The sequence below is a fragment of the Actinomadura nitritigenes genome (assembly GCF_017573545.1).
Classification (GTDB): Bacteria; Actinomycetota; Actinomycetes; order Streptosporangiales; family Streptosporangiaceae; genus Spirillospora; species Spirillospora nitritigenes.
In genome coordinates this window covers 222686-244869 of the sequence record NZ_JAGEOK010000005.1, presented here as the reverse complement: position 1 = coordinate 244869, position 22184 = coordinate 222686, and the positions used below count along the sequence as shown (strand labels likewise).

The 22184-nt window shown below is 73.1% G+C and carries 21 protein-coding genes; 12 read left to right on the top strand and 9 right to left on the bottom strand.

Translation table 11 applies throughout. From position 1 onward, the window contains the following. The first annotated feature begins 13 nt into the window (after positions 1–13). The 8 genes from J4557_RS09285 to J4557_RS09250 are packed head-to-tail and all read left to right on the top strand — an operon-like array spanning position 14 to position 9241. A complete protein-coding gene (locus J4557_RS09285; RefSeq protein ID WP_208266034.1) occupies positions 14–1060 on the top strand; it encodes a galactitol-1-phosphate 5-dehydrogenase in 1047 nt (348 codons plus the stop codon). Continuing rightward, positions 1057–2598 (top strand): FGGY-family carbohydrate kinase, encoded by a 1542-nt coding sequence (locus J4557_RS09280; protein WP_208266033.1) that lies wholly within the window; start codon positions 1057–1059, stop codon positions 2596–2598. The genes J4557_RS09285 and J4557_RS09280 overlap by 4 nt, the downstream gene beginning before the upstream one ends. Continuing rightward, entirely contained in the window at positions 2595–3551 is a 957-nt protein-coding gene (locus J4557_RS09275; RefSeq protein WP_208266032.1) for a sugar-binding transcriptional regulator, read from the top strand. The genes J4557_RS09280 and J4557_RS09275 overlap by 4 nt, the downstream gene beginning before the upstream one ends. After that, positions 3548–5032: a sugar ABC transporter ATP-binding protein gene (locus J4557_RS09270; RefSeq protein ID WP_208266031.1), complete on the top strand. Its 1485-nt coding sequence runs from the start codon at positions 3548–3550 to the stop codon at positions 5030–5032. Before J4557_RS09275 ends, J4557_RS09270 begins: the two co-directional genes overlap by 4 nt. Beyond that, positions 5029–6027, top strand: coding sequence for an ABC transporter permease (locus tag J4557_RS09265; RefSeq protein ID WP_208266030.1), 999 nt, complete (start codon positions 5029–5031; stop codon positions 6025–6027). Before J4557_RS09270 ends, J4557_RS09265 begins: the two co-directional genes overlap by 4 nt. A 4-nt stretch (positions 6028–6031) precedes the next feature. Further along, positions 6032–6961 (top strand): deoxyribose-phosphate aldolase, encoded by a 930-nt coding sequence (deoC, locus tag J4557_RS09260; protein WP_208266185.1) that lies wholly within the window; start codon positions 6032–6034, stop codon positions 6959–6961. A gap of 2 nt (positions 6962–6963) precedes the next feature. Then, positions 6964–8394, top strand: a complete 1431-nt coding sequence (locus J4557_RS09255) for an aldehyde dehydrogenase family protein (protein WP_208266029.1) — start codon at positions 6964–6966, stop codon at positions 8392–8394. After that, on the top strand, positions 8387–9241 hold the full coding sequence (locus tag J4557_RS09250; RefSeq protein ID WP_208266028.1) for an aldehyde dehydrogenase family protein: 855 nt from the start codon (positions 8387–8389) through the stop codon (positions 9239–9241). The genes J4557_RS09255 and J4557_RS09250 overlap by 8 nt, the downstream gene beginning before the upstream one ends. Before the next feature lie 132 nt (positions 9242–9373). Here J4557_RS09250 and J4557_RS09245 read toward each other — a convergent pair whose 3' ends face one another. From J4557_RS09245 to sigJ, 3 genes are all read right to left on the bottom strand, one after another. Beyond that, entirely contained in the window at positions 9374–10381 is a 1008-nt protein-coding gene (locus tag J4557_RS09245; RefSeq protein WP_208266027.1) for a DUF1259 domain-containing protein, read from the bottom strand. Between the two features lie 179 nt (positions 10382–10560). Beyond that, positions 10561–11418, bottom strand: a complete 858-nt coding sequence (locus tag J4557_RS09240) for an SAM-dependent methyltransferase (RefSeq protein WP_307799569.1) — start codon at positions 11416–11418, stop codon at positions 10561–10563. Between the two features lie 77 nt (positions 11419–11495). After that, a complete protein-coding gene (gene sigJ, locus J4557_RS09235; RefSeq protein ID WP_243775485.1) occupies positions 11496–12464 on the bottom strand; it encodes an RNA polymerase sigma factor SigJ in 969 nt (322 codons plus the stop codon). Between the two features lie 127 nt (positions 12465–12591). On the opposite strand from sigJ, the gene J4557_RS09230 reads away from it, so the two are divergent. Beyond that, positions 12592–13221, top strand: coding sequence for an LUD domain-containing protein (locus J4557_RS09230; protein WP_208266025.1), 630 nt, complete (start codon positions 12592–12594; stop codon positions 13219–13221). A 157-nt stretch (positions 13222–13378) separates the two neighbouring features. Here the strand turns inward: J4557_RS09230 and J4557_RS09225 are convergent, their stop codons facing one another. Further along, positions 13379–13654, bottom strand: a complete 276-nt coding sequence (locus tag J4557_RS09225) for a hypothetical protein (RefSeq protein ID WP_208266024.1) — start codon at positions 13652–13654, stop codon at positions 13379–13381. A 172-nt stretch (positions 13655–13826) separates the two neighbouring features. Here J4557_RS09225 and J4557_RS09220 point away from each other — a divergent pair, with 172 nt between their 5' ends. Continuing rightward, positions 13827–14354 carry a hypothetical protein gene (locus J4557_RS09220; RefSeq protein ID WP_208266023.1) on the top strand — a complete coding sequence of 176 codons (528 nt, stop codon included), beginning with the start codon at positions 13827–13829 and terminating at the stop codon, positions 14352–14354. A 10-nt stretch (positions 14355–14364) separates the two neighbouring features. Here J4557_RS09220 and J4557_RS09215 read toward each other — a convergent pair whose 3' ends face one another. Further along, complete coding sequence (locus J4557_RS09215; RefSeq protein ID WP_208266183.1) at positions 14365–14886, bottom strand: GNAT family N-acetyltransferase; 522 nt, start codon at positions 14884–14886, stop codon at positions 14365–14367. A 209-nt stretch (positions 14887–15095) separates the two neighbouring features. Here J4557_RS09215 and J4557_RS52500 point away from each other — a divergent pair, with 209 nt between their 5' ends. After that, on the top strand, positions 15096–16775 hold the full coding sequence (locus J4557_RS52500) for an N-acyl-D-amino-acid deacylase family protein (protein WP_208266022.1): 1680 nt from the start codon (positions 15096–15098) through the stop codon (positions 16773–16775). Here the strand turns inward: J4557_RS52500 and J4557_RS09205 are convergent. The 3 genes from J4557_RS09205 to J4557_RS09195 all read right to left on the bottom strand — a co-directional run bounded on the left by J4557_RS09205 (position 16705) and on the right by J4557_RS09195 (position 19379). Continuing rightward, positions 16705–17355 carry a class I SAM-dependent methyltransferase gene (locus tag J4557_RS09205; protein ID WP_208266021.1) on the bottom strand — a complete coding sequence of 217 codons (651 nt, stop codon included), beginning with the start codon at positions 17353–17355 and terminating at the stop codon, positions 16705–16707. The two genes, J4557_RS52500 and J4557_RS09205, sit on opposite strands and share 71 nt — an antisense overlap. A 140-nt stretch (positions 17356–17495) precedes the next feature. Continuing rightward, the gene (locus J4557_RS09200) at positions 17496–18554 is read right to left on the bottom strand and encodes an alpha/beta fold hydrolase (protein ID WP_208266020.1); all 1059 of its coding nucleotides are present in this window, start codon (positions 18552–18554) and stop codon (positions 17496–17498) included. Positions 18555–18710: 156 nt separating this feature from the next. After that, positions 18711–19379 (bottom strand): TetR/AcrR family transcriptional regulator, encoded by a 669-nt coding sequence (locus J4557_RS09195; RefSeq protein ID WP_243775484.1) that lies wholly within the window; start codon positions 19377–19379, stop codon positions 18711–18713. Between the two features lie 124 nt (positions 19380–19503). On the opposite strand from J4557_RS09195, the gene J4557_RS09190 reads away from it, so the two are divergent. After that, positions 19504–20790 (top strand): YncE family protein, encoded by a 1287-nt coding sequence (locus tag J4557_RS09190; RefSeq protein WP_208266019.1) that lies wholly within the window; start codon positions 19504–19506, stop codon positions 20788–20790. Positions 20791–20856: 66 nt separating this feature from the next. On the opposite strand, the gene J4557_RS09185 is transcribed toward J4557_RS09190, so the two are convergent. Beyond that, positions 20857–21966 carry a serine hydrolase domain-containing protein gene (locus J4557_RS09185; protein WP_208266018.1) on the bottom strand — a complete coding sequence of 370 codons (1110 nt, stop codon included), beginning with the start codon at positions 21964–21966 and terminating at the stop codon, positions 20857–20859. Between the last annotated feature and the right edge of the window lie 218 nt (positions 21967–22184).

Sequence of the window (22184 nt, the reverse complement as noted above, 5' to 3'; positions counted from 1 at the left end):
AGAAGGGAACACAGTGCCTGAGAAAATGCTCGCGGCCGTCCTGCACTCGCCGGGTGACATCCGCGTGGAGGAGGTGGCGAAGCCCGAGCCCGGTCCGGGAGAGGCGCTGGTCCGCGTCGACGCCTGCGGGGTGTGCGGTTCGGACATCGCCCGCATGCTGAGCGCCGGCGCGCACCGCATGCCCATCATCTGCGGGCACGAGTTCGCCGGACGGGTCGTCGACGCGGGGCGCGAGGTGCGCGGGTCCTCCGCGGGGGACCTGGTCGCGGTGCCGCCGCTGATCCCCTGCTTCACCTGCGGGGAGTGCCAGCGCGGCCGGTTCAGCCTCTGCCTGGACTACGACTACTTCGGCAGCCGCCGGGACGGCGCCTACGCCGAGTACGTCACCGTCCCGGAGCGGAACCTGTTCCCGGTGCCGGAGCAGGTCCCCGCCGCGGCCGCGGCGATGCTGGACCCGGCGTCGATCGCCCTGCACGCGATCTGGCGGACCCGGCTGGGCGTCGGGCACCGGGTCGCGGTGCTCGGGGCCGGGCCGATCGGGCTGTTCGCCGTCCAGTGGGCGCGGCTGGCGGGCGCGTCGGACGTGCTGGCCGTCGACCTGAACGAGCGCAAGCTCGCGCAGGCGTCGGAGGCCGGCGCCACGCACACCACGACCAGCGGCGAGGAGGCCCGCGACCTGGCGGGGGACGGGTACGACGTGGTGATCGAGTCGGCCGGCACCCCGGTGACCGCCGACATGGCGGCGGCGCTGTGCGCCCGGCACGGCGAGGCGGTGTTCATCGGCATCCCGCATGCGCCGGTGGAGTTCGCCAAGGGGACCTTCAACGACTTCCTGCGCCGGGAGGTCAGCCTGCACGGCGCCTGGAACTCGTTCTCGGCCCCGTTCCCCGGCGACGAGTGGCGGGCGGCGGCGGAGGCGTTCGCGTCCGGCGCGCTGCGCTGGAAGTTCATGATCACGCATGAGCCGGGGCTGGACGCGCTGCCGCAGCTCATGAAGCAGCTGGGGGAACGTTCCATTTTCAGCTCGAAGGTGCTCTTCCGGCCGGGGGAGCGGCCGTGACCGCGCTGCTGTCGATCGACCTCGGCACCGAGGGCGCGCGCGTCGCGGTGTTCGCCGACGACGGCGCGGTCCTCGGGACCGGCCACGACGTCTACCCCACCCGGTACCCGCGGCCCGGCTGGGCCGAGCAGGACCCCGAGGACTGGTGGCGCGCCGTGGTGGGCGCGACCCGCGCCGCGCTCGCCGGGGCGGGGGAGCCGGAGATCGCGGGGGTCGCCGTCGCCACCACCGCCTCCACCGTCGTCGTCCTCGACGACGCGGGCCGGCCGCTGCGTCCGGCGATCCTGTGGATGGACGCCCGCGCCGCCGCCGAGTCCGAGGCGACCGCCGCGACGGGCCACGACGTGCTGAAGTACGCGGGCGGCTCCGACGCCGTCGAGTGGCTGGTGCCCAAGGCGATGTGGCTCGCCCGGCACGAACCCGGCGTCTACCGGAGCGCCGCCCGCATCGTCGAGGCCGTCGACTACCTCACCTGGCGGCTCACCGGCAGGTGGACGGCGTCGCAGATGAACGCCTGCTGCAAGTACAACCACGACCCGCGCGGCGTGGGGCACCCGCACGACCTGTACGCGCTGCTCGGCGTCCCGGACCTGGCCGCGAAGCTTCCGCCCGACGTGCTCCGGGTCGGCGCGGCGGCGGGCGAGGTCACGGCGGCGACGTGCGCCGAGCTGGGGCTGCGCGGGCGGCCGACCGTCGCGGTCGGCGGCATCGACGCGCACCTGTCGCTGCTGGCCACCGGTGGTCTGGAGCCGGGCCGGCTGTCGATCGTCTGCGGGACGTCCAACGCGTTCGTCGCCGAGATCGACACCCCGGTGTTCACCCCGGCCATCTGGGGCCCGTACCCGGACGCGCTGCGCCCCGGGCACTGGCTGGTGGAAGGCGGGCAGGTGTCGGCGGGCTCGGTCCTGCGCTGGACGAGCGAGGACCTCCTCGGCGTGAAGCGCGCGGAGCTGCCCCGGCTGTGCGCCGAGGCCGAGCAGGTCGGGCCGGGGGAGCACGGGCTGGTCGTCCTGGACCACTTCATGGGCAACCGCACGCCGCTCCGCGACCCGGGGCTGCGCGGCGCGGTGCTCGGCCTGACGCTCGGCACCACCCCCGCGCAGCTCTACCGGGCCGCGGTGGAGAGCGTCGCGTACGGGACGCGGCAGGTGCTGGAGTCGTTCCTCGCCGCCGGAGTCCCGGTGGAGGACATCTACGTGTCCGGCGGCGTCCGGCACAACCCGCTCTGGCTGAGGACCATGGCGGACGTGCTGGACCGCCCGCTGCTGCTCGTCGGCCGCCCCGGCGGGGCCGCCGACGCCGGCGACAACCTCACGCTGCGGGCCTGCGCGGTGCTCGCCGCGACCGCCACCGGCGCTCATCACGGGCTGGCCGAGGCCGCCGAGGCGTTCGCGCCGGCCACCACCCTCGTCGAGCCGGCGGAGCGCGACGTCCACGGCGGCGCCTACGAGGCGGGCTACGACCTGTACCGGCAGGCCACCGCCGCCACCCGCGAGGTGTCGCACCTGCTCAGCCGCCCCCGCGAGGAGACCGGATGAACGCCGAGGACCCCGACTACGAGACGCTGCTGCTGCGCGTCGCCGAGATGTACTACGAGGGCGACCAGACCCAGGAGCAGATCGGCCGGAAACTGCACCTGACCCGCTGGAAGGTCGGGCGGCTCCTCGCCGAGGCCCGCACCGCTGGGATCGTCCGGATCGAGATCGTGCACCCCCGGCACCGGCTGCACGTGCGGGAACGCCAGCTCAAGGAGCGCTACGGGCTGCGGGACGCGGTCGTGGTCCCGGTCGACGCCGTCGGCGAGGTCGAGACGCGCGACCGGGTCGCCGGCGCCGCCGCCCGCTACCTCGCCGACCTGACCCCGGCGCCGCGCAGCCTCGGCGTGTCGTGGGGCCGCACGCTGGACGCGGTCGCCGCGCACATCTCCCCGGGCTGGACGCGCGGCGTCCAGATCGTCCAGGTGAACGGCGGGCTCAGCCGGTCGCGCCGCCCCACCTCGGCGTCCGACATGGCCAGCCGGCTCGCCCACCACGGCGGCGGCACCGTCACGCTGCTGTCGGCGCCGGCGATCGTGGAGCAGGACTCGACGCGCGCCGCGCTGGAGGGCGAGCGGTCGGTGGGAGGCGTCCTCGACCTGGCCAGGCAGTGCGGCGCGTTCCTGTTCAGCCCCGGCGCGCTGTCGCACGACTCCGTGCTCGTCGAGTCCGGCTACCTCACCTCCGGCGACATCGACGCGCTCGCCGCGTCCGGCGGCGTCGGCGACGTCGTCGGCCGGTTCATCGACGGCGCCGGACGGATCGTCTGGGACGAGCTCGACCGCCGGACGATCGGCATCACGATCGACGACCTGCGGGCGGGGGCGTGGTCGATCGCCGTCGTCGCGGGCGAGCGCAAGCACCGGGTGTGCCGGGCCGTCGTCACCGGCGGGATCTGCAATGTCCTGGTGACCGACGACGTCACCGCCGCTCATCTGCTGGAGGAGGCCACATGAGCGACTCGCCGCCGCTCCTCGAGATGAAGGGGATCGTCAAGCGCTTCCCCGGCACGCTCGCCTGCGACGGCGCGAACCTGTCGGTCCGCGCGGGCGAGGTCCACTGCCTGCTCGGCGAGAACGGCGCCGGCAAGAGCACGCTGATGAAGATCCTCGCCGGCTCCTACCGGCCCGACGAGGGAGAGGTCCTGCTCTCCGGCGGGCCGCTGCGCGCCACGAGCCCGCAGGACGGCATCGCCGCCGGGATCAGCGTCATCTACCAGGAGCTCGACCTCGCGCCGGACCTGACCGTCGCGCAGAACCTGTTCCTCGGACGCGCGCCCGCGCGCGGCCCGTTCGTCCGGCGGCAGGCGCGCTCCGCCGCGGCGGCCGAGGCCGTCCGCCGCGTCGGCGGGACGTTCTCGCCCGCCGACCGGGTCGGCGACCTGCCGATCGCGGCGCAGCAGCTCACCGCGATCGCCCGGGCACTGACGATGGACGCGAAGGTCATCGTCATGGACGAGCCGTCCGCGACGCTGGGCGAGCGCGACCTGGAGGCGGTGTTCGAGGTCATCCGCGGCCTCGCCGCCGAGGGCCGCGCCATCATCTACATCTCGCACCGGCTGGACGAGGTGTCGCAGATCGGCGACCGCGCCACCGTCATGCGCGACGGGCGCGACGTCGGCGTGTTCGACCTCGCCGCCACCACCCACGACGACCTCGTCGCGGCGATGATCGGCGGCTCCCGCGACCTGGTCCGCCGCGTGGACCGCCCCGCGCCGTCGGGAGAGCCCCGGCTGGTCATCGAGCGGGCGCGGGTCGGCGGCATCCTCGACGTCTCCGGCATCGAGGTCCGTCCCGGCGAGATCGTGGGGCTGGCGGGACTCGCCGGTGCGGGACGGACCACCCTGCTCAACGCCCTGTTCGGGGTCGCCCGCGCGGACGTCCGCGCCCGCCTGGACGGCGCGCCGCTGCCGGTGGCCGGGCCCCGGACCGCCGTCCGCAACGGCCTCGCGCTGGTCCCCGAGAGCCGCAAGGAGCAGGGCCTGTTCCTCGGCCTCGGCGTGTCCCGCAACGCCGCCATCAGCGCGCTGCGCCCGCTGGCGCCGCGCTCCCGCGGCCGCCGCGCGACCGCGCCCGTCCTCGCCGGCCTCGGCGTCAAGCACGCCTCCCCGGACCAGCCCGTCGGCGAGCTGTCGGGCGGCAACCAGCAGAAGGTCGTGCTCGCCAAGTGGATCACCCGGGGCATGCGGGTGCTGCTGCTGGACGAACCCACCCGCGGCCTCGACATCGGCGCCAAGGCCGACCTCTACCGGCAGGTCCGGCGGCTCGCGGACGACGGCGTCGCCGTCCTGCTCGCCAGCAGCGAGCTCGCCGAGCTCACCGCCCACGCCGACGGCATCTGGGTGCTGCACGAGGGCCGCAACATCGCGCGGTTCGACCCCCGCACCACCGCGGAGGCCGACATCGCCCACACCGTCATCACTGGAGCCACCCCATGAGCCAAACCGCCTCCAAGGCCCGGCCGGCCCTGGCCGGCATCGTGCCCCGGCGCCACGGTCTCGCGCTGCTGCGCAACGGGAACCTGCTCGTCGTCTTCCTGCTGCTGTGCGTCGTCGCGTCGATCCTGGCACCGGAGTTCCTGACCACCCGCAACATCGCCAACCTGCTGCAGCAGTCGAGCCTCACCGGCATCGTCGCGATCGGCATGACGATGGTCATCCTCACGGCCGGCATCGACCTGTCGGTCGGCAGTACCGCCGCGTTCGCCGGGATGACGGTGGCCGTGCTGATGTCGGACGGCTGGCCGCCCGTGCTCGCCGTCCTGGTGTCGCTCGCGGCCGGCGCCGCCGCCGGGGCCGTGATGGGCGGGCTGTCGGCGTACCTGTCGCTGCCCAGCTTCATGACGACCCTCGCCGGCCTCACCAGCATCCGGGGCCTGACCTACCTGCTGACCGGCGGCACGCCGGCGGGCGGCGACCAGCCCGAGGGCTTCCAGCTCCTCGGCGGCGGGTTCGTCGGCCGCGTCCCGATCGTCGGCCTGATCTTCATCGCGATCACGGTCCTCGCCTGGCTGATGCTGCGCGGGACGACGTTCGGCGAGTACATCTACGCGGTCGGCAGCAACCGGGAGGCCGCGCGGCTGTCCGGGCTGCCCGTGCGGGCGGTGACCGTCGCGGTCTTCGCGATCTCCGGGCTGCTCGCCGCGTTCGCGGGCGTCCTGCTGACCTCGCGGCTGACCATCGGCCAGCCGACCGCCTTCAACGGCCTGGAACTGGACGCCATCGCCGCCGTCGTCCTCGGCGGGACCAACCTGTTCGGCGGGCGCGGCAACGTCTTCGGCACGTTCGTGGCGGTCCTGCTGCTGTCGGTGGTGAAGAACCTGTTCAACCTCGTCGGGCTGAGCTCGTTCTTCCAGATGGTGGTGACCGGCCTGATCGTGGTGGCGGCGCTCATCCTCAACCGGATCCTGGAGAACAGGGGTGCCCGTGCCTGACACGATGACGGCTCTGGAGAGGGCCGACGAGCGGGAACTGCGCGCTTTCCTGCACGGCCTTCCCGCCGTGGACCAGACCGGGGCGGAGGAGCGTGCGGCCCGGCTGGCCACCCGGTCGATCAAGACGTCGGCGAAGGCCGCGGCGATCGATCTGGCGATCTCGATGGTGGATCTGACCACGCTGGAGGGCGCGGACACGGCGGGGAAGGTGCGGGCGTTGTGCGCCAAGGCCATCCGGCCCGATCCGGCCGACTCGTCGGCGCCCGGTGTCGCGGCCGTGTGCGTGTACCCCGACCTGGTGGACGTGGCGGTGCAGGCGCTGCTTGGCAGCGGGGTCGGTGTCGCCAGCGTGGCGACGGCGTTCCCGTCGGGGCGGGCGCCGCTGGAGGCCAAGCTCGCCGATACCCGCGCGGCCGTGCAGGCGGGCGCGACCGAGATCGACATGGTGATCGACCGGGGCGCGTTCCTGTCGGGTGACTTCCTGAAGGTCTCCGACGAGATCACGGCGGTGAAGGAGGCGTGCGGGGACGCGCATCTGAAGGTGATCCTGGAGACCGGTGAGCTGGCGACGCTGGACAACGTGCGGCGGGCGTCGTGGCTGGCGATGCGGGCGGGTGCGGGCTTCATCAAGACCTCGACGGGGAAGGTGTCCCCGGCGGCGACGCTGCCGGTGACGCTGGTGATGCTGGAGGCCGTCCGCGATTACCGCGCCGCGACCGGCCGCCAGGTCGGCGTCAAACCCGCCGGTGGGATCCGCACCACCAAGGACGCGATCAAGTACCTGGTGCTGGTGAACGAGACCGCGGGCCCGGACTGGCTGACCCCGCAGTGGTTCCGCCTCGGCGCGTCGTCGGTGTTGAACGACCTGCTGATGCAGCGCCGCAAACTCTCCACCGGCGTCTACTCCGGTCCCGACTACTTCACCCTGGACTGATCATGGTGTTCGAGTACGCGCCCGCGCCGGAGTCGGCGTCGATCGTCGACATCCGCGCCTCCTACGGGCTGTTCATCGACGGCGAGTTCACCGACGGTGGCGGCGAGCCGTTCACCTCGGTGAACCCCGCCACCGAGGAGACCCTCGCCGAGGTCGCCGCCGCCGACCAGGCGGACGTGGACCGCGCCGTGGCGGCGGCGCGGCGGGCGTTCGAGACGGTGTGGGGGCCGATGCCGGGCGCCGAGCGCGCCAAGTACCTGTACCGGATCGCGCGGCTGCTCCAGGAGCGGTCGCGGGAGCTGGCCGTCCTGGAGTCCATCGACAACGGCAAACCGATCCGCGAGTCCCGCGACGTCGACCTGCCGCTGGTCGCCGCGCACTTCTTCTACTACGCGGGCTGGGCCGACAAACTCGGCTACGCCGGTTTCGGTCCGGATCCGCGGCCGGTGGGGGTCGCGGGGCAGGTGATCCCGTGGAACTTTCCGCTGCTGATGCTGGCGTGGAAGATCGCGCCCGCGCTGGCCTGCGGCAACACCGTCGTGCTGAAGCCGGCCGAGACCACGCCGCTGACCGCGCTGCTGTTCGCCGACATCTGCCGCCAGGCCGACCTGCCGCCCGGCGTCGTCAACATCATCACCGGCGCGGGTGAGACGGGACGGCTGCTGGCCGGGCATCCCGGGATCGACAAGGTCGCCTTCACCGGCTCCACCGACGTGGGCCGCCAGATCGCCCGCCAGGTCGCGGGCACGTCCAAGCGGCTGACGCTGGAGCTGGGCGGGAAGGCCGCCAACATCGTCTTCGACGACGCGCCGCTCGACCAGGCCGTCGAGGGCATCGTCAACGGGATCTTCTTCAACCAGGGGCACGTGTGCTGCGCCGGCTCGCGGCTGCTGGTCCAGGAGTCGGTCGCCGACGAGGTCCTCGAACGGCTCGAGCGGCGGATGGCGACGCTGCGCGTGGGCGACCCCCTCGACAAGAACACCGACATCGGCGCGATCAACTCCGCCGCCCAGCTCGCCCGGATCCGGGAGCTCGTGGCGGCGGGCGAGGCGGAGGGCGCCGAACGCTGGGCGCCGCACTGCGACCTGCCCGACCGCGGCTACTGGTTCCCGCCCACCGTCTTCACCAACGTGGCGGCCTCGCACCGGATCGCGCAGGAGGAGATCTTCGGGCCGGTCCTGTCGGTGCTGACCTTCCGCACGCCCGACGAGGCGATCACCAAGGCCAACAACACCCCGTACGGGCTGTCGGCGGGGATCTGGACCGACAAGGGCTCGCGGATCCTGTGGGCGGCCCAGCGGCTGCGCGCCGGTGTGGTGTGGGCCAACACCTTCAACAAGTTCGACCCCGCCTCCCCGTTCGGCGGCTACAAGGAATCCGGATACGGCCGCGAAGGCGGGCGCCACGGCCTGGAGGCCTATCTCGATGTCTGACCGTCTCACCGTCCGCAAGACCTACAAGCTGTACATCGCCGGGGCGTTCCCCCGGTCCGAATCCGGCAGGACCTACGTGGTGAACGACGCCGAGGGCGCCTTCGCGGCCAATGCCGCGAAGGCGTCCCGCAAGGACGTCCGCGACGCGGTCGCGGCGGCCCGCAAGGCCCAGCCCGGCTGGGCGGACCGCACCGCCTACAACCGCGGCCAGATCCTCTACCGCGTCGCCGAGATGCTGGAGGACCGCCACGACCAGTTCACCGGTGCGCTCCGCCGGTCCGGGCTGGGCAAGGCCGAGGCGGCCGCCCAGGTGGACGCGGCCGTCGACCGGTGGGTCTGGTACGCCGGGTGGGCCGACAAGCTCAGCGCCGTCACCGGCGCCGCCAACCCCGTCTCCGGCCCGTTCTTCAACTTCTCCACTCCCGAACCGACCGGCGTGGTCGCCGTCATCGCCCCCGACGACCCCCTCCTCGGCCTGGTCTCGGTGCTCGCCCCGGCGATCGTCGCCGGGAACGCCGCCGTCGTCCTGGCGTCCGAACCCGCCCCGCTGCCGGCGATCACCCTCGCCGAGGTCCTGGCCACCAGCGACCTGCCCGGCGGGGTGGTGAACATCCTCACCGGCCACCGCGACGAGCTGGCCCCCTGGCTGGCCTCCCACATGGACGTCAACGCCATCGACCTCACCGGCGCCGCCCCTGGCCAGGCGCCCGAACTCGAACGGGCCGCCGCCGGGAACCTCAAACGCGTCGTGCGCCCGGCCGGCGCCGACTGGACCGCCGCCCCGGGCATCGACCGCATGACCGCGTTCCTGGAGACCAAGACGGTCTGGCACCCCGTCGGCATCTGAGCTCGCCCCACCCGCTCCGCCGACGCCGCGCGTGCGTGCGCGGTGGCGCCGATTGACGCGCCACCGCGCACAAACGGACGCTCTGGACGAGCCATCCGCGCCTACATGGTGAGTTCTTCGTGAAGCCGCCGGTCAGGGATGCCGTGCGGCCGTGCGGTCGAGTCCCTCGCGGACCTGCCGGGCGAGCGCGACGGGATCGCCGACGCGGAACATGTGCGAGAAGTACAGCTGCGGGTGCTCTGCCGTCTCCTGGTTGTAGAGGCAGCCCACCAGCCAGTGCCGGTGACGCATGACCGTGATGACCGGCTGCGTCTCCTTCGCCGTCATGGAGAAGTCCGGAACCACCGCCGCCTTGTCCCTCGTGAGCGGCTGGAACTGGACGCTGGTGGACACCCCGAGGTCCGGATCGACGACCACGCCGCCGAGCCTGATCCTGTCGGTACGCGGCACGGTCACCGTGACGATCCCGTTCTCTCCGACGGTGGCGTCCCCGCCGAGGATCTTCGCCAGCTTCCGGACGGGAAGCGGGGTCGTGGGGTGCGGCGGCGCATGCTGCGGGAGCGGCGTGGACGTCACGCCGATGACGGCGCGCGCGGCACCGGCCAGCCGGAGCGGGTCCCCGATCGCCCGGAAATGCAGGAACCACACCATCGGGCGCAGGTCGTAGAAGTGCTGGTGCTGCGCCTGGAACGTGAGCCCGTGGGCGATGAACGCGTCGATGACCGGCTGGATCTCCTGCGGCCGCAGGGCCAGGTCGCCGTTGAGGATCGTCTTCCCGTGCCCGAGCGACTGGAAGAACAGCTCGTGCTGGATCTGGAAGCCGTCCTCGAACCTCACCCGCGGCCGGCCGCCGCTGACGTGGAGGTCCTTGCGGTCGATGTCGACTTCGAGGACCCCGCTGCTGCTCACCTGGCCATCGGCCTGCAGTATCTTCTCGATCTTCTTGACCGGCAGCCGTCCCGCGGTCCTGGTGTGCGCGGTGCCGATCCGTCCTGATGCCGAGCCGGGCGTCGACGCCGTGGCGGTACCGGCGCTCGCCGTGCCCCCGCTGACGACGAGGCCGGCGAGAAGCGTGACCGCGCCGCAGAACCGGCCGACCGCTCCGCGCCGCGTTGTTCCCGATGAACAGAGTGCGATCACGTGTTTCCTCCTTTGGTCGGTTCAGCTCTGCCCTGACCTGGGCAAGCGCGAACGCGAGCGATGATCAGGGGAGTGCATCGCACGGGCATCGCGGTGCGGGGGAACCGGTGAAGGAGGGCGCCGCGCGGTCAACCATTTCCCTCGAAAGGATTTATCTCCCAATTTGGGGGGCGTGGCCGTTATGGCTTGCGGGCGATACCGCCGTACCAGTTGACCTGGTCCGCCGCCGGGCGGGGAGCGTCGCCGTCGGGGCGCCATTCCGACACCAGGGTCACTCCGGGGTCCAGCAGTTCCAGGCCGTCGAAGGCGAGGGCGGTGAACGCCTCCCGGGGCCGGGCCTGGGCGGGGACGCCGCCGTCGCGGTAGGCCTGCTCCAGGCCGTGGACTCCCTGCGGGTCGTGTTCCGGGGTGACGTGCGAGGCGACCAGGAAGCTGCCGGACGGCAGCGCCTCCATCAGCTCCCTGACGATCTCGCCGGGATGCTGCTCGTCCACGATGAAGTGCAGGATCGCGACCAGCATCAGGGCGACCGGCCGGTCGAGGTCCAGCGTGGTGCGGACGGCGGGGTCGGCGAGGATCGCCGTCGGCCGGCGCAGGTCGGCGTGGACGTAGGCGGTCCTGCCTTCGGGCGTGCCGATGAGCAGGGACCGGGCGTGGGCCAGCACGATCGGGTCGTTGTCGACGTACACGACGCGGCAGGCGGGGTCCTCGGCCTGGGCGATCTCGTGGACGTTGCCGGCGCTGGGCAGGCCCGCGCCGATGTCGAGGAACTGGGTGATCCCCTGTTCGCGGACCAGGTGGCGGACGGCCCGGGCCAGGAACGAGCGGTTCTCCCGGACGGCGGTCCGCACGGCCTGCCAGCTGCGCGCCGCGATCTCCGCGGTGTCCCGGTCGACCTGGTAGTGGTCCTTCCCGCCCAGGTAGTAGTCGTACATCCGGGCCGAGTGCGCGACCGTCGTGTCGATCCGCACCGGTTCGCCGGCCGGCCGGGACACGGCGCTCGGCACCTCCCATGCATTCCGGGCACGCTCGGACACCCTGGCCTCCTCCGTGTACAGCCGACAAATATGAATCATATTGGTGAAAAGCGGCCGGAGTGAACGGTCGAAAAGCGTCAGCCCGATGTCCAGGGGCGGAGTTTCTCCGGATTGCGCACGGCCCAGATCTGCTTGATCCGGTCGTCGACGACCTCGAAGGCGAACACGGTCACGACGACCCCGTCGAGCCGGGCGACCAGACCGGGCCGGCCGTTGACCGTGCGCTCCAGGAGCGTCATTCCGGTGGGCATCCGGTCGGCGATCTCCATCCAGCCGCGGGCGATCGGCTCGGCGCCCTCGATGGGGTCGAGGAAGGCCATGACGAGGCCGCCGCCGTCGGCGACCGCCGTGGCGTCGGGATCGAGCAGGCCGATCAGGGCCTCGATGTCCTTGGCCTCCCAGGCCGCTTTGAAGGCCCGGACGACGCCGGCCTGCTTCGCCACGGGCGGCTTCGGATCCCGCAGGCCGTGGAGCCGGCGGCGGGCCGAGGAGGCGAGCTGGCGGCATGCGGCCGGGGTGCGGCCGGTGACCTCGGCCACCTCGGCGAAGGGGTAGCGGAAGACGTCGTGGAGGATGAACGCCACGCGCTCGGCCGGGGTCATCGACTCCAGGACGACGAGGAAGGCCATGTTGACCGACTCATCCAGAGTGACCCGGTCGGCAGGGTCGGCCGCGGTGCCGTCCGTCCGGTCGGCGGCCCACTCGGCGGGCTCGGGCAGCGGCTCGGGAAGCCAGGCGCCCACGTAGCGTTCGCGGCGCGCCCGTGCCGACTTGAGCGTGTTGAGGCAGATGCGGCCGGCGACCGTGGTCAGCCACGCTCCGGGCGACTCGACGGCGTCCCGCTGGGAGGGGGACATGGCGTACCAGCGGGCGTAGGTCTCCTGGACGGCGTCCTCGGCCTCGGCCAGCGAGCCGAGCAGCCGGTAGGCGAGATTGATCAGCTGCCGCCGCTCGCCCATGATCACGCTGAGGGCTGGATCGGTCCGGTCGTGTCCCGGCCTGGACGTGTCGGTCATGTGCGTCGCCGGCTCTCTTCTCGGTCTCATGTGCGCTCACCCCTTCGACAAGGCACCGCCCCGGAATGTGAGGTCGGCGGGCGCCTCACATTCCGCGGGGCGGCCTTGTCGGTACCAGCGGAGACGAACACACCGTTCAACAGCCCCAGGAGGAACCATGACCACTCCGGCTCCGGCGGCATCGTTCACCGGCCCGGCGCCCGCGGAGGCGCTGGAGCGGGCGGCCGCCGCGTTGAGGGAGAACAACTTCGCCGTCGAGATCCTCGATGACGCCGCCGCCGCGCGTACCCGCGTCAAGGACCTTATTCCGGCGGGCGCCACCGTCTTCACCGGGGCCAGCGAGACCCTCCGGCTGTCCGGCATCGACGAGGACCTGAACCGCAGCGGCCGATACGACTCGGTCAAGGCGCGCAGCTCGTCCATGGACCGCGCCACCCAGCTGACCGAGATCTGGAAGATGCTCGCCTGCCCCGACGTCCTCGTGGGGAGCGTCGCCGCGGTCACCGAGACCGGCTCCCTGGTCGCCGCCTCGGCCAGCGGAAGCCAGCTGGCCGGCTACGCGGGCGCCGCGCCCCAGGTGATCTGGGTCGTCGGAGCGCAGAAGGTGGTGCCCGACCTGAGCACCGCACTGCGCCGCATCGAGGACCACTGCGTCCCGCTGGAGAACGAGCGCTGCGTGGAGGCCTACGGGGTGCCCAGTGCCCTCAACCGCGTCCTCGTCCTCAACGCGGAACCTCACCCCGGGCGCGGCACCGTCCTGCTGCTCCGCGAGGCGATCGGTTTCTGACAGCGCTCGGAGCCACCGAGCCGAGACGCCCCCAGAGGGGGCGAGCCGTTCGGCTGGAACGGTGACACCGGCCTCCGGGCGTGCCGGAGGCCGGTGTCGATCGCGGCCGCTCGTGCCGGGGAGCCGGTTCGGCGCGCGAGGCACAGCGGCGTGAGGGCTACTGCCAGATCTCGAGAACCCAGCCGGCGCCGCTGACGTAGATGCACTTGTAGGGCCAGCCCTCGCGCTCGTACTGCTGGCCGGCGTCGACGCACTTCGGATGGGTGCCGTAGCTGCCGACGTCCCACCAGGTCGCGGCGGGCGCCGCCGGAGAGGCGTGGGCGGGAACCGCCGCGACGCCGGTCGCGACTCCGAGCCCGGTCGTCGTGAGAGTTGCGGCGGCGAGAGCGAGCGCACGGGTGCGTAGACCCTGCGCGCGAGATCGTGCGGACATGGAGCGTCCCTTCGTTGTCCGGGAGGCCGTGCCTTGGCGTCCTCGCTGGATGCCATTGAGAGGATCGGCGCGGCCGCGATGTGACATCCGGCGCCGGTTCCCCCGCGCGAGTGAGCCGTCTCGCCCGCGAGCGGGAGGCGCCCGGCACGGCCGGTCCGCGATCGTCGGGGCCATGACGATCCGACGAGCCGGGACGGCCGCCTTCGTATGGGTGACGGGATTTCTGCTCTGGCATGTGGTGTGGGCGCTGACCGGGCTGTCCATGCCGGACCCCGACCACCAGCACGGCTCCGCCCGGGTGGCCGTGCAGGTGTTCACGGCCCTGGTCTGGGTGATGACGGCGGTCGGGGTGCTCACACCGCTGGCGATGATGCGCGGCTGGCGCTGGTTCCCGTCCCGCCTTCAGCTGGCCGCCTGCTGGGCGGGCTGCGCACTGCTCGGCCTGCGCGGCGGCACCGGCGTCCTCGACGACGTGGTCCGCTGGCTCGGCGTCCTCCCGCGCGGCCTGTCCGGCCTCACTACCGCCCAGGTGTACGGCACACCCCATCCCTCATGGTGGGCGGTCACCGCCGGTACCGTCACCGACGCCCTGTTCGTCTCTGGAGGCGTGGTCTTCGGCCTTGCCGCACGAAGCCTGCACCGGTCCGCGCCGTCCACCGTGCCGGCCTCGCGGACCGGGCACCGGCCGGTGACGCGGTGACGCGCTCGGCTCACGGCGCCGGGGGCCCGCCGGTCAACTCGTCGGCCAGCAGGTCCATGAGGAGACCGTCGTGCCAGGTGCCGTCGGTGCCGCGTTCGTACTGCCGCATGACGCCGACCGGCCGGAACCCGACCTTCTCGTAGCAGCGGATGGCGGCGGTGTTCGCGACGGCCGGGTCGATGGTGATCCGGTGGTGACCGTGGTCGTCGAACACGTGCCGCGCGAGGGTGCGGATGGCGTCGGGTCCCAGGCCGCGCCCGCGCACGGACGGGTCGAGGTAGATGTCGATGCCCGCGTGCCGGTAATCGGGGTCCTGCTCCGCGTGCCACTGGATCAGGCCGGCGGTGCGGCCCTCGTGCTCGATGACCAGCTGTTCGACGTCGGCATCGGCGAGCTCGCGGGCCACGTCGGCGGCGAGGTCGGGGCCGCCGCGCCACCACGTGTGGACCTCCGGCGTCGCGCGGATCGCGGCCAGCGCGGGCACGTCCGCCTCCGTCGCGGGCCGCAGGGTCACCGACTCACCGTGGAGGATCTTGCTCACGGCCCGACGATATCCGCGGCGCCGCCGATGGGCGACGGGTTATTGCCGGCGGCTCGCGAGCCCTGGTGGAGTGGCGGGAGACCCGCCGCCCAAGGAGGCGCCGTGCACGACGCGGACCACCGCCTTGCCGCCGCGCCGCGTGCGCGGCCGGCCGTTCCGCGGGTGCGGGCGGCGTCCCGCCTGCGAGAGGCGGCTCGATCGTGATCGATCTGCTGATCAGCGGCGGCACCGTCGTCGACGGCACCGGGGCGCCGCCTCGTCGCGCTGACGTCGCCGTCATCGGCGGGCGCGTCGAGGCGGTCGGCGACCTCGCCGGACGGCCCGCCGCCCGGACCCTGGACGCGTCCGGACATGTGGTGGCCCCAGGCTTCGTCGACGTGCACACCCACTCGGACCTGACGCTGCTGTCCGCGCCGGAGGCGCACAGCACGGTCCGGCAGGGCGTCACGACGGTCGTGATCGGCAACTGCGGGCTCGGCGTGGCGCCCGTCGCCGCCGATCCGGACGCCCTCCGGGCCGCCGCCGGGTACCTGGACCTCGACCCGTCGGTCCGGTGGGACTGGACGGACCTGCCCGGGCACCTCGCGGCGCTGGACGCCGCGCGCCCGGCGGTGAACGTGGCCGCGCTGGTCGCGCACACGCCGCTGCGCGCGGCGGCCGTGGGGTTCGAGGACCGTCCGGCGGGCGCCGCCGCGCTCGACCGGATGCGCGGCATGCTCGGCGACGCGCTCTCCGCCGGCGCCGCCGGCGTCTCCACGGGCCTCGCCTACGCCCCGCCCTGCTACGCGCGGGAGGACGAACTGGAGGTACTCGGCCGCACCGCCGCCGCGTCCGGCCGCCTTTTCGCCTGGCACGTGCGCGACTACGCCGACGGGCTGCTCGGCTCCGTCCGGCAGGCGCTGCAGGTCGCGGCGGCCACCGGCTGCCGCACCCAGATCTCCCACCTGGTCGCCGTCGGCCGCCGCAACCACGGGTCGGTCGCGCGCGCCCTGGACCTGATCGACGCGGCGCGCTCGTCCGGGCTGGACGTGGCCTTCGACGTCTACCCGTACCTGGCGGGCAACGCGCCGCTGTCGCAACTGCTGCCCTCCTGGGCGCAGGAGGGCGGCGAGGAGGGGATGCGGGCACGGCTCCGGGACCGGGACGTCCGCGCGCGCGTCGCCCGCAGTTGGCGGGACATGCCCAACTCCTGGGACGAGATCACCATCAGCCGCGTCCCCGGCGCCACTGCGGCAGGGGAGGATCCCGTCGGCCGGACGGTGTCCGCCTTCGCTGCCCGCACGGGGAGGGACCCGAGCGCCGCCGTCCTCGACCTGGTCGCCGCGCACGGCAACGGCGTCCAGATGATCGCAGGCGGGCGGAGCGAGCGCGACCTGCTCGACGCGCTCTCCCATCCCGTGGCCGTGATCGGATCCGACGGGCAGGCGCTCGACCCGGACGGCCCGACCGGCCGGGGCGCCCCGCACCCCCGCTCCTACGGCTGCTACCCCCCGGCTGTTCGCCGAGTACGTCCGCACCGGGCGGCTGTCGCTCGCCGAAGCGGTGCGCAAGTGCACGCTCGCGCCCGCCGAGCGCGCCGGGCTCGCCGGGCGCGGCGCGCTGCGGCCCGGGACGGCCGCCGACATCGTCGTGTTCGACCCCGCCGGCATCGCCGACCGGGCCACGTTCGCGGCACCCCAGCGGTATCCGGACGGGATCCGCGCGGTCGTCGTCGGCGGACGCCCCGTGGTCGAGGACGGCGCGCACGGCGGCGCGCGTCCCGGCGTGATCCTGCGCGTCCCCTGATCGCCCGCCCGGCCACGGGACCGCTCAGCGCACGGCGACACCGGCGATCTGCGTCCGGACCGGGACGAAGCCGGACCGGAACCGGAACTCGGTGATCTCCACCGAGGCGAACCCGGCCGCGCGGACGGCGGCCGCGGTGTCCCGGTCGGTGCGGCAGCCCTCGAAAGCCCACCGCCACGGCCGGCGCACCAGCCGCTGGACGCGCCGCACGGTGCCGGGCGGCGCGGCGACGTGCTCGATGAACGCGAACCGGCCGCCGGGCCGCAGGATCCGGCGGACCTCCCGGAGCACCCGGGCCGGGTCGTGGACGCTGCAGAGCACCCACGTGCAGATCACGGCGTCCACGCTCGCGTCCTCCAGGTCGATCGTCTCGCCCGGCACCGGATGGATGGTCAGGTCGACGCCGCGGACGGCGGCCGTGCGCGCCAGTCGCCGGTGGAAGTACGGGTTCGGTTCGATGGCGTGCACGGTCGCTCCCGGCGGCAGGTAGCGCAGGTTCGGGCCGTTGCCGGCGCCGATCTCGGCGACGACGCCGCCCGTCCCGGGGAGGATCCGCCGCTTGTGGCCGGCGAGCCGCCGGTCGGTGTAACCGGCCGTCAGCGCGAAGAACGCCGAGTTCAGGCGCCCGCGTACCGGGTTCGGGCTCAGTGCCGGCAGGGTGCTGGCCTCGGGCATGTACCGCTCCTCGACATCGATGCCGCCGATGGGAAGGCCGACCGTCCTGGTGGCGGTCGTGGCGGCCTCTGAAGGATCCGGCGGCGCACGGCGTCCTGTCAGGCGGGGAAATACGCCGGGCGCTACCCCAATCCACTACCTCAGGTGTCGCGCCGGGCCCACCAGGCGGCGACCTGGGCGCGGGAGCGGACGTCGAGCCGCCGGCGGATCCGTTCGACGTGGCCTTCGGCGGAACGTTCCTCGATCCCGAGACGCCGGGCGATCTGGCGGTTGCTCAGCCCGTCCGCGACCAGGGCGGCGACCTGGCGCTGCCGGGGAGTGAGCACATCGTCCACGGACCGCGGGGCGTGCCGCCCGGGCGCGGTCTCGCCCAGGTGCTCCAGGACGGCGTCGACCAGCGGTGCGGAGTCCCCGGCCCAGGGGAAGTGGCCGCGGCCGGGGAGCGTCATCAGCCGCGCGCCGGGGATCCGCGCGGCCAGGTCCCGCCCGAGCCGGTAGGGGATCGCCCGGTCGCCGCGCCGGTGCAGCACCAGCGTCGGCGTGACGACCCCGGCCAGCTCGTCCACGACGCATGCCTGATAGCACTGGTCCAGCAGCTCGCAGGCGAACTCCGCGGTGGCCGTGCCCCGCTGCAGCCGCGTGAAGTGCTCTCTGGTGTCGGCGTCGGCGTCGGCCATGAAGATGTCGGCCAGCACGTCCGAGCCGAGCCCCCAGTGCGCGCGCACCATGCCGAGCAAAGCCGCCCGGACCTCCGGGGACGCGACCTGGCGGCCGTCGGCGTAACCGCCGTAGACGATCAGGCGCCCGACGCGTTCCGGATGCCGTACGGCGAAGGCCAGCGACGCCGCCGCCGCAGTCGAGACGCCCAGCAGGTCGAACCGCTCCTGCCGCAGATGGCCGGCGACCGTCCGCAGCACCCGCACGTCGGTGTCCACCGTCTGGCGGCACGGCCAGGGATCGGACAGCCCACAGCCGGGCTTGTCGTACAGCACCACCGTCCGGTGCGCGGCCAGCGGAACGAGGAACGCGCGGACGGCCGGGTCCTGCCACCACAGCTCCAGGTGGCTGATCCAGGCGGGAGGGACGATCAGCAGGGGCCCGTCGCCGACCGTGGCGTAGGCGATCCGCGCCCCGCCCTCGGCGGCGCAGAAACGGATCTCGAAGCGCGGCTCCCGGCCGCCGACCATCCCGCCGTCCATCACCGGGCCCCCACGCTCCGTCCTCGGAACAGGCCGGGGCCGGCCCCGCGGCCAACCCCATCAAGGTCGCACACCGCCATACTCGACCGCCGACGCGCGCGGCTCCTCGAGCCGGGATGGCCGGACACGGCCACACGCGCGTCCGCGCCGGCGCTCTCAGAGCGTGATCTTGTATCGGCCCAGCAGGATCTGCAGGAGCTCGTCGGCGATCTCCTCCAGCGTCGCGTCGACCCATCCCACGACCCAGTCGTGCATGAGGCCGTTGACGGCGCCGATGAAGCCCGTGGCGGCGATGCGGTAGCTGCCCGGGGGCATCTCGCCGCGCTCGACGGCCTGGTCCGCCGTCCGGCCGATGAAGTCGATCCAGGTGGCGCGGCGTTCGAGGCGCTGGCGGTCCATCCGGGGGCTGACACCGATGACCTCGACGTAGGCGATGCGGGCGTGCCGCGGGTCGGAGGTGGCGCCCTTGACGTAGGCGCGCAGCATCGTGGTGATGCGCTCGGGCAGCGGCCGGTCCTGGACGCGGGGGAGCACGTCGATGACGGCCTGCTCGGCGACGTCGTTGACGTACAGGTGCAGGTCGGCCAGAAGGTCTTCCAGGGTGCGGTACTCCTCGTAGAACTGGCGCGTCGAGAGCCCGGCCGTCCTGCACAGGTCGGCGAGCCGGGTGCCCCGGTAGCCCGGGCCGGCTCCGAACGACTCCAGGCCCGCGTCGCGGAACCGGCGGCGCCGCTCGGCCCGCCGCTCGTCCGCGTCCTTGCCCCGGTACCGGCCCGCCCCGGGGGTGCTCCTGCCCGCCACTCCGCCCTCCGCCTGGTGCTGCACAGAATCTTCCCGCATCGCTCTTGTGACGGGCGTCACCCCCGCCTACCATCCAGTAACCAAAGTCTGAAAACGGCCAATTTCAGACTTCCCGGTCCGCGTTCCCACCCCCCTGGGAGAAGCACTCATGCACGCTGAACCCGCCCCCGCCCGGATCCTCCCCGCCCGCAGGCGCCGGCGCCTGCGGGGCCTCGCCGCAGCGGCCGTCCTGGCCGCCTGCGCCATCGCCCCGGTCTCCGCCCCCCTCGCCTCCGCTGCCGCCGCCGCGCCGCTGCGCGAGGTCATGTTCGTCGGCAACAACTGGGACGGCACCGCCGACGTCATCAACCCCAGCGGCGACTTCGCCAAGATCGGCCGCATCAACGTCGTTCCCGACAAGGCCCAGCGCCTGACCGAGATCTACACCAACCCCGTCCGCCTCGCCGTCTTCCTCGGCATCCGGGCGACCGCCGGAGAGGGGCACGACCAGCTCGTCGACGACCTGTACTCCACCCCCGACGGCAGTGCCCTCGTCGCCTCGCGGCCCAGCTTCGGCGACGTCGTCTCGATCGACCTGGCCACCGGGAAGGTCAGGTGGCGCTTCCAGGTGTCGGGCTACCGCGCCGACCACATGGCCGTCTCACCCGACGGCACCAAGGTCGCGGTCTCGGCCTCGCTCAGCAAGACCGTCCACGTGCTCGACATCAACACCGGCCAGCAGCTCGGGTCGTTCGCCTCCGGCGACAAGCCCCACGAGAGCATCTTCACGGCCGACGGCAAGTACATCTGGAACATGTCCATCGGCAACGTCGAGACCGACCTCGACGACCCGTCCCTCGACTGGACCAAGGGCGACCGGCACATCACCATCGCCGACGCGACCACCTACAAGGTCGTCAAGACCATCGACATGCGCGCGCGCCTGGACGCGTTCGGCCGCAAGGACCTGTCCAACGCCGTCCGACCCGCGGTGTTCACCCCCGACTTCTCCAAGCTGTACTTCCAGGTCTCCTTCTTCAACGGCTTCATCGAGTACGACGTCGCCACCGACAAGATCACCCGCATCAAGACCCTTCCCAAGAACCCCGCCACCAGCGACGACCGCACCACCTTCGTCAACGACTCGCGCCACCACGGCCTGTCCATGAGCCCCGACGGCGCCAAGCTGTGCGTCGCCGGGACGATGGACGACTACGCGACGATCGTCGACCGCGCCACCCTCCAGGAGGGCCCGCTCGTCACCGCGTCCAAGCCGTACTGGGCGACCGTCAGCGGCGACGGCCGCGACTGCGTCATCTCTGAGAGCGGCGCCGACCAGGTCACCGCGATCGACTTCGCCACCGGCCAGAAGGTGGTCTCCGTGCCGGTCGGTGACCACCCGCAGCGCGTCCGCATCGCGCACATCCCCGCCGGCTGGACCAGCCCCACCACCTGATCCCCCCCGACCCGCCGGGAGGTAGGGCGCGCCGCGCGGCGCGCCCTACCTCCCGCCGCACGGTCTTCAGTCGGTGAGGCGGCCGAGGCCGTCGTGGGCGGCCGCGATGATCTCCATCCCCCGATCGTCGTCCGCGGGTTCGCGCATCTGGTTCGTCACGTACGCCACCGCCATGCGGGCGCCGGGTTCCACCACGACGATCGCGCCGCCCCAGCCTCCCCACCCGTAGGCACTGCCGAAAAGCCCGTAGCCCAGGCCCCACCGGACCGGCATGCCCAGGAGGCGGTCCACGCCCTGGAACTGTTCCTCCCGCGCACGATCACAACCCGCCTGCGACAGCAGCCGCCGCCCGCGGATCGCACCTCCGCAAGCCATGACCGACTGCACGAGGGCGACCGAGCGGGCGTTGCCGAATCCGCTCGCCGCGGGAATCTGCGCGCGGCGCCAGGCGACGCTGTTCCCGTCCCGCACCCTCACTGTGGTGGCGCCGGTCGCGGGGGACGCGCCACCGCCGGGCGCGCCGGCGGCATAGCTCTCGTCCCGGGACGGCGGCGGGACCGTGAGCGCCACCCGGTGGTCGTGCCCGGCGGGCAGGCCGATGTGGAAGTCGGCGCCCAGCGGCGCGGCGACCTCCTCGGCGAAGAACTCGCCGACGCTCCGGCCCGTGATCCGGCGGACGACCTCGCCCACGAGGAACCCCTGGGTGAGCGAGTGGTACCCGGCCGCGCTTCCCGGTTCCCACTGCGGAGCCTGCGCGGCCAGACGGGCGGTGGCGGACGGCCAGTCATAGAGCTCCTCGACCGGCCCGTCCCAGTCGGGCAGGCCCGCGGTGTGCGAGAGGAGGTGCCGCACCAGCACCTTCTCCTTGCCCGCCGCGGCGAACTCCGGCCAGTACCGCGCGACCGGCGCGCCGAGGTCGAGGTCGCCGCGGTCGGCCAGCACCAGCGCGCACAGCGCCGTCATCGTCTTGGTGACCGACCAGACGTTGGTGATCGTGTCGCGCTGCCAGGGGACCGTGCGGTCCGCGTCGGCGAACCCTCCCCAGACGTCCACGACGGGCTCGCCGTCCACGAAGACGGCGACCGAGCCGCCCGCGTCCCCGCTGTCCAGCAGCCCCGCCAGCGCATCGGGCACCGCGGCGAACGGGTCGTCGTAGGACCCCTGAATGTCGGCCATGCGTAGTATTCAGCGCGCATGCTCCGCTAGAAGCAACCGGTTTTCTCCGCGGCCGAGCGCGGACGGACGGCGGCTAGAGTCGGCGCATGCCCCGCTGGATGCCTCGCGCGGAGGAGCGGCTGAGAGACGCCGCGGTCGAGCTGTTTCTTGAGCGCGGCTTCGAGAACGTGACGGTCACCGACATCACAGGGAATGAAGCGGTACCGCGGGGTCGATTT

Coding starts and splice junctions, on each gene's coding strand:
- J4557_RS09225 (WP_208266024.1), bottom strand. CDS start 13,654: ATGTCCGCACGATCTCGCGCGCAGGGTCTACGCACCCGTGCGCTCGCT.
- J4557_RS09230 (WP_208266025.1), top strand. CDS start 12,592: ATGACCACTCCGGCTCCGGCGGCATCGTTCACCGGCCCGGCGCCCGCG.
- J4557_RS09205 (WP_208266021.1), bottom strand. CDS start 17,355: ATGCCCGAGGCCAGCACCCTGCCGGCACTGAGCCCGAACCCGGTACGC.
- J4557_RS09250 (WP_208266028.1), top strand. CDS start 8,387: ATGTCTGACCGTCTCACCGTCCGCAAGACCTACAAGCTGTACATCGCC.
- J4557_RS09200 (WP_208266020.1), bottom strand. CDS start 18,554: ATGGACGGCGGGATGGTCGGCGGCCGGGAGCCGCGCTTCGAGATCCGT.
- J4557_RS09265 (WP_208266030.1), top strand. CDS start 5,029: ATGAGCCAAACCGCCTCCAAGGCCCGGCCGGCCCTGGCCGGCATCGTG.
- deoC (WP_208266185.1), top strand. CDS start 6,032: ATGACGGCTCTGGAGAGGGCCGACGAGCGGGAACTGCGCGCTTTCCTG.
- J4557_RS09275 (WP_208266032.1), top strand. CDS start 2,595: ATGAACGCCGAGGACCCCGACTACGAGACGCTGCTGCTGCGCGTCGCC.
- J4557_RS09220 (WP_208266023.1), top strand. CDS start 13,827: ATGACGATCCGACGAGCCGGGACGGCCGCCTTCGTATGGGTGACGGGA.
- J4557_RS09255 (WP_208266029.1), top strand. CDS start 6,964: ATGGTGTTCGAGTACGCGCCCGCGCCGGAGTCGGCGTCGATCGTCGAC.
- J4557_RS09190 (WP_208266019.1), top strand. CDS start 19,504: ATGCACGCTGAACCCGCCCCCGCCCGGATCCTCCCCGCCCGCAGGCGC.
- sigJ (WP_243775485.1), bottom strand. CDS start 12,464: ATGAGACCGAGAAGAGAGCCGGCGACGCACATGACCGACACGTCCAGG.
- J4557_RS09185 (WP_208266018.1), bottom strand. CDS start 21,966: ATGGCCGACATTCAGGGGTCCTACGACGACCCGTTCGCCGCGGTGCCC.
- J4557_RS09270 (WP_208266031.1), top strand. CDS start 3,548: ATGAGCGACTCGCCGCCGCTCCTCGAGATGAAGGGGATCGTCAAGCGC.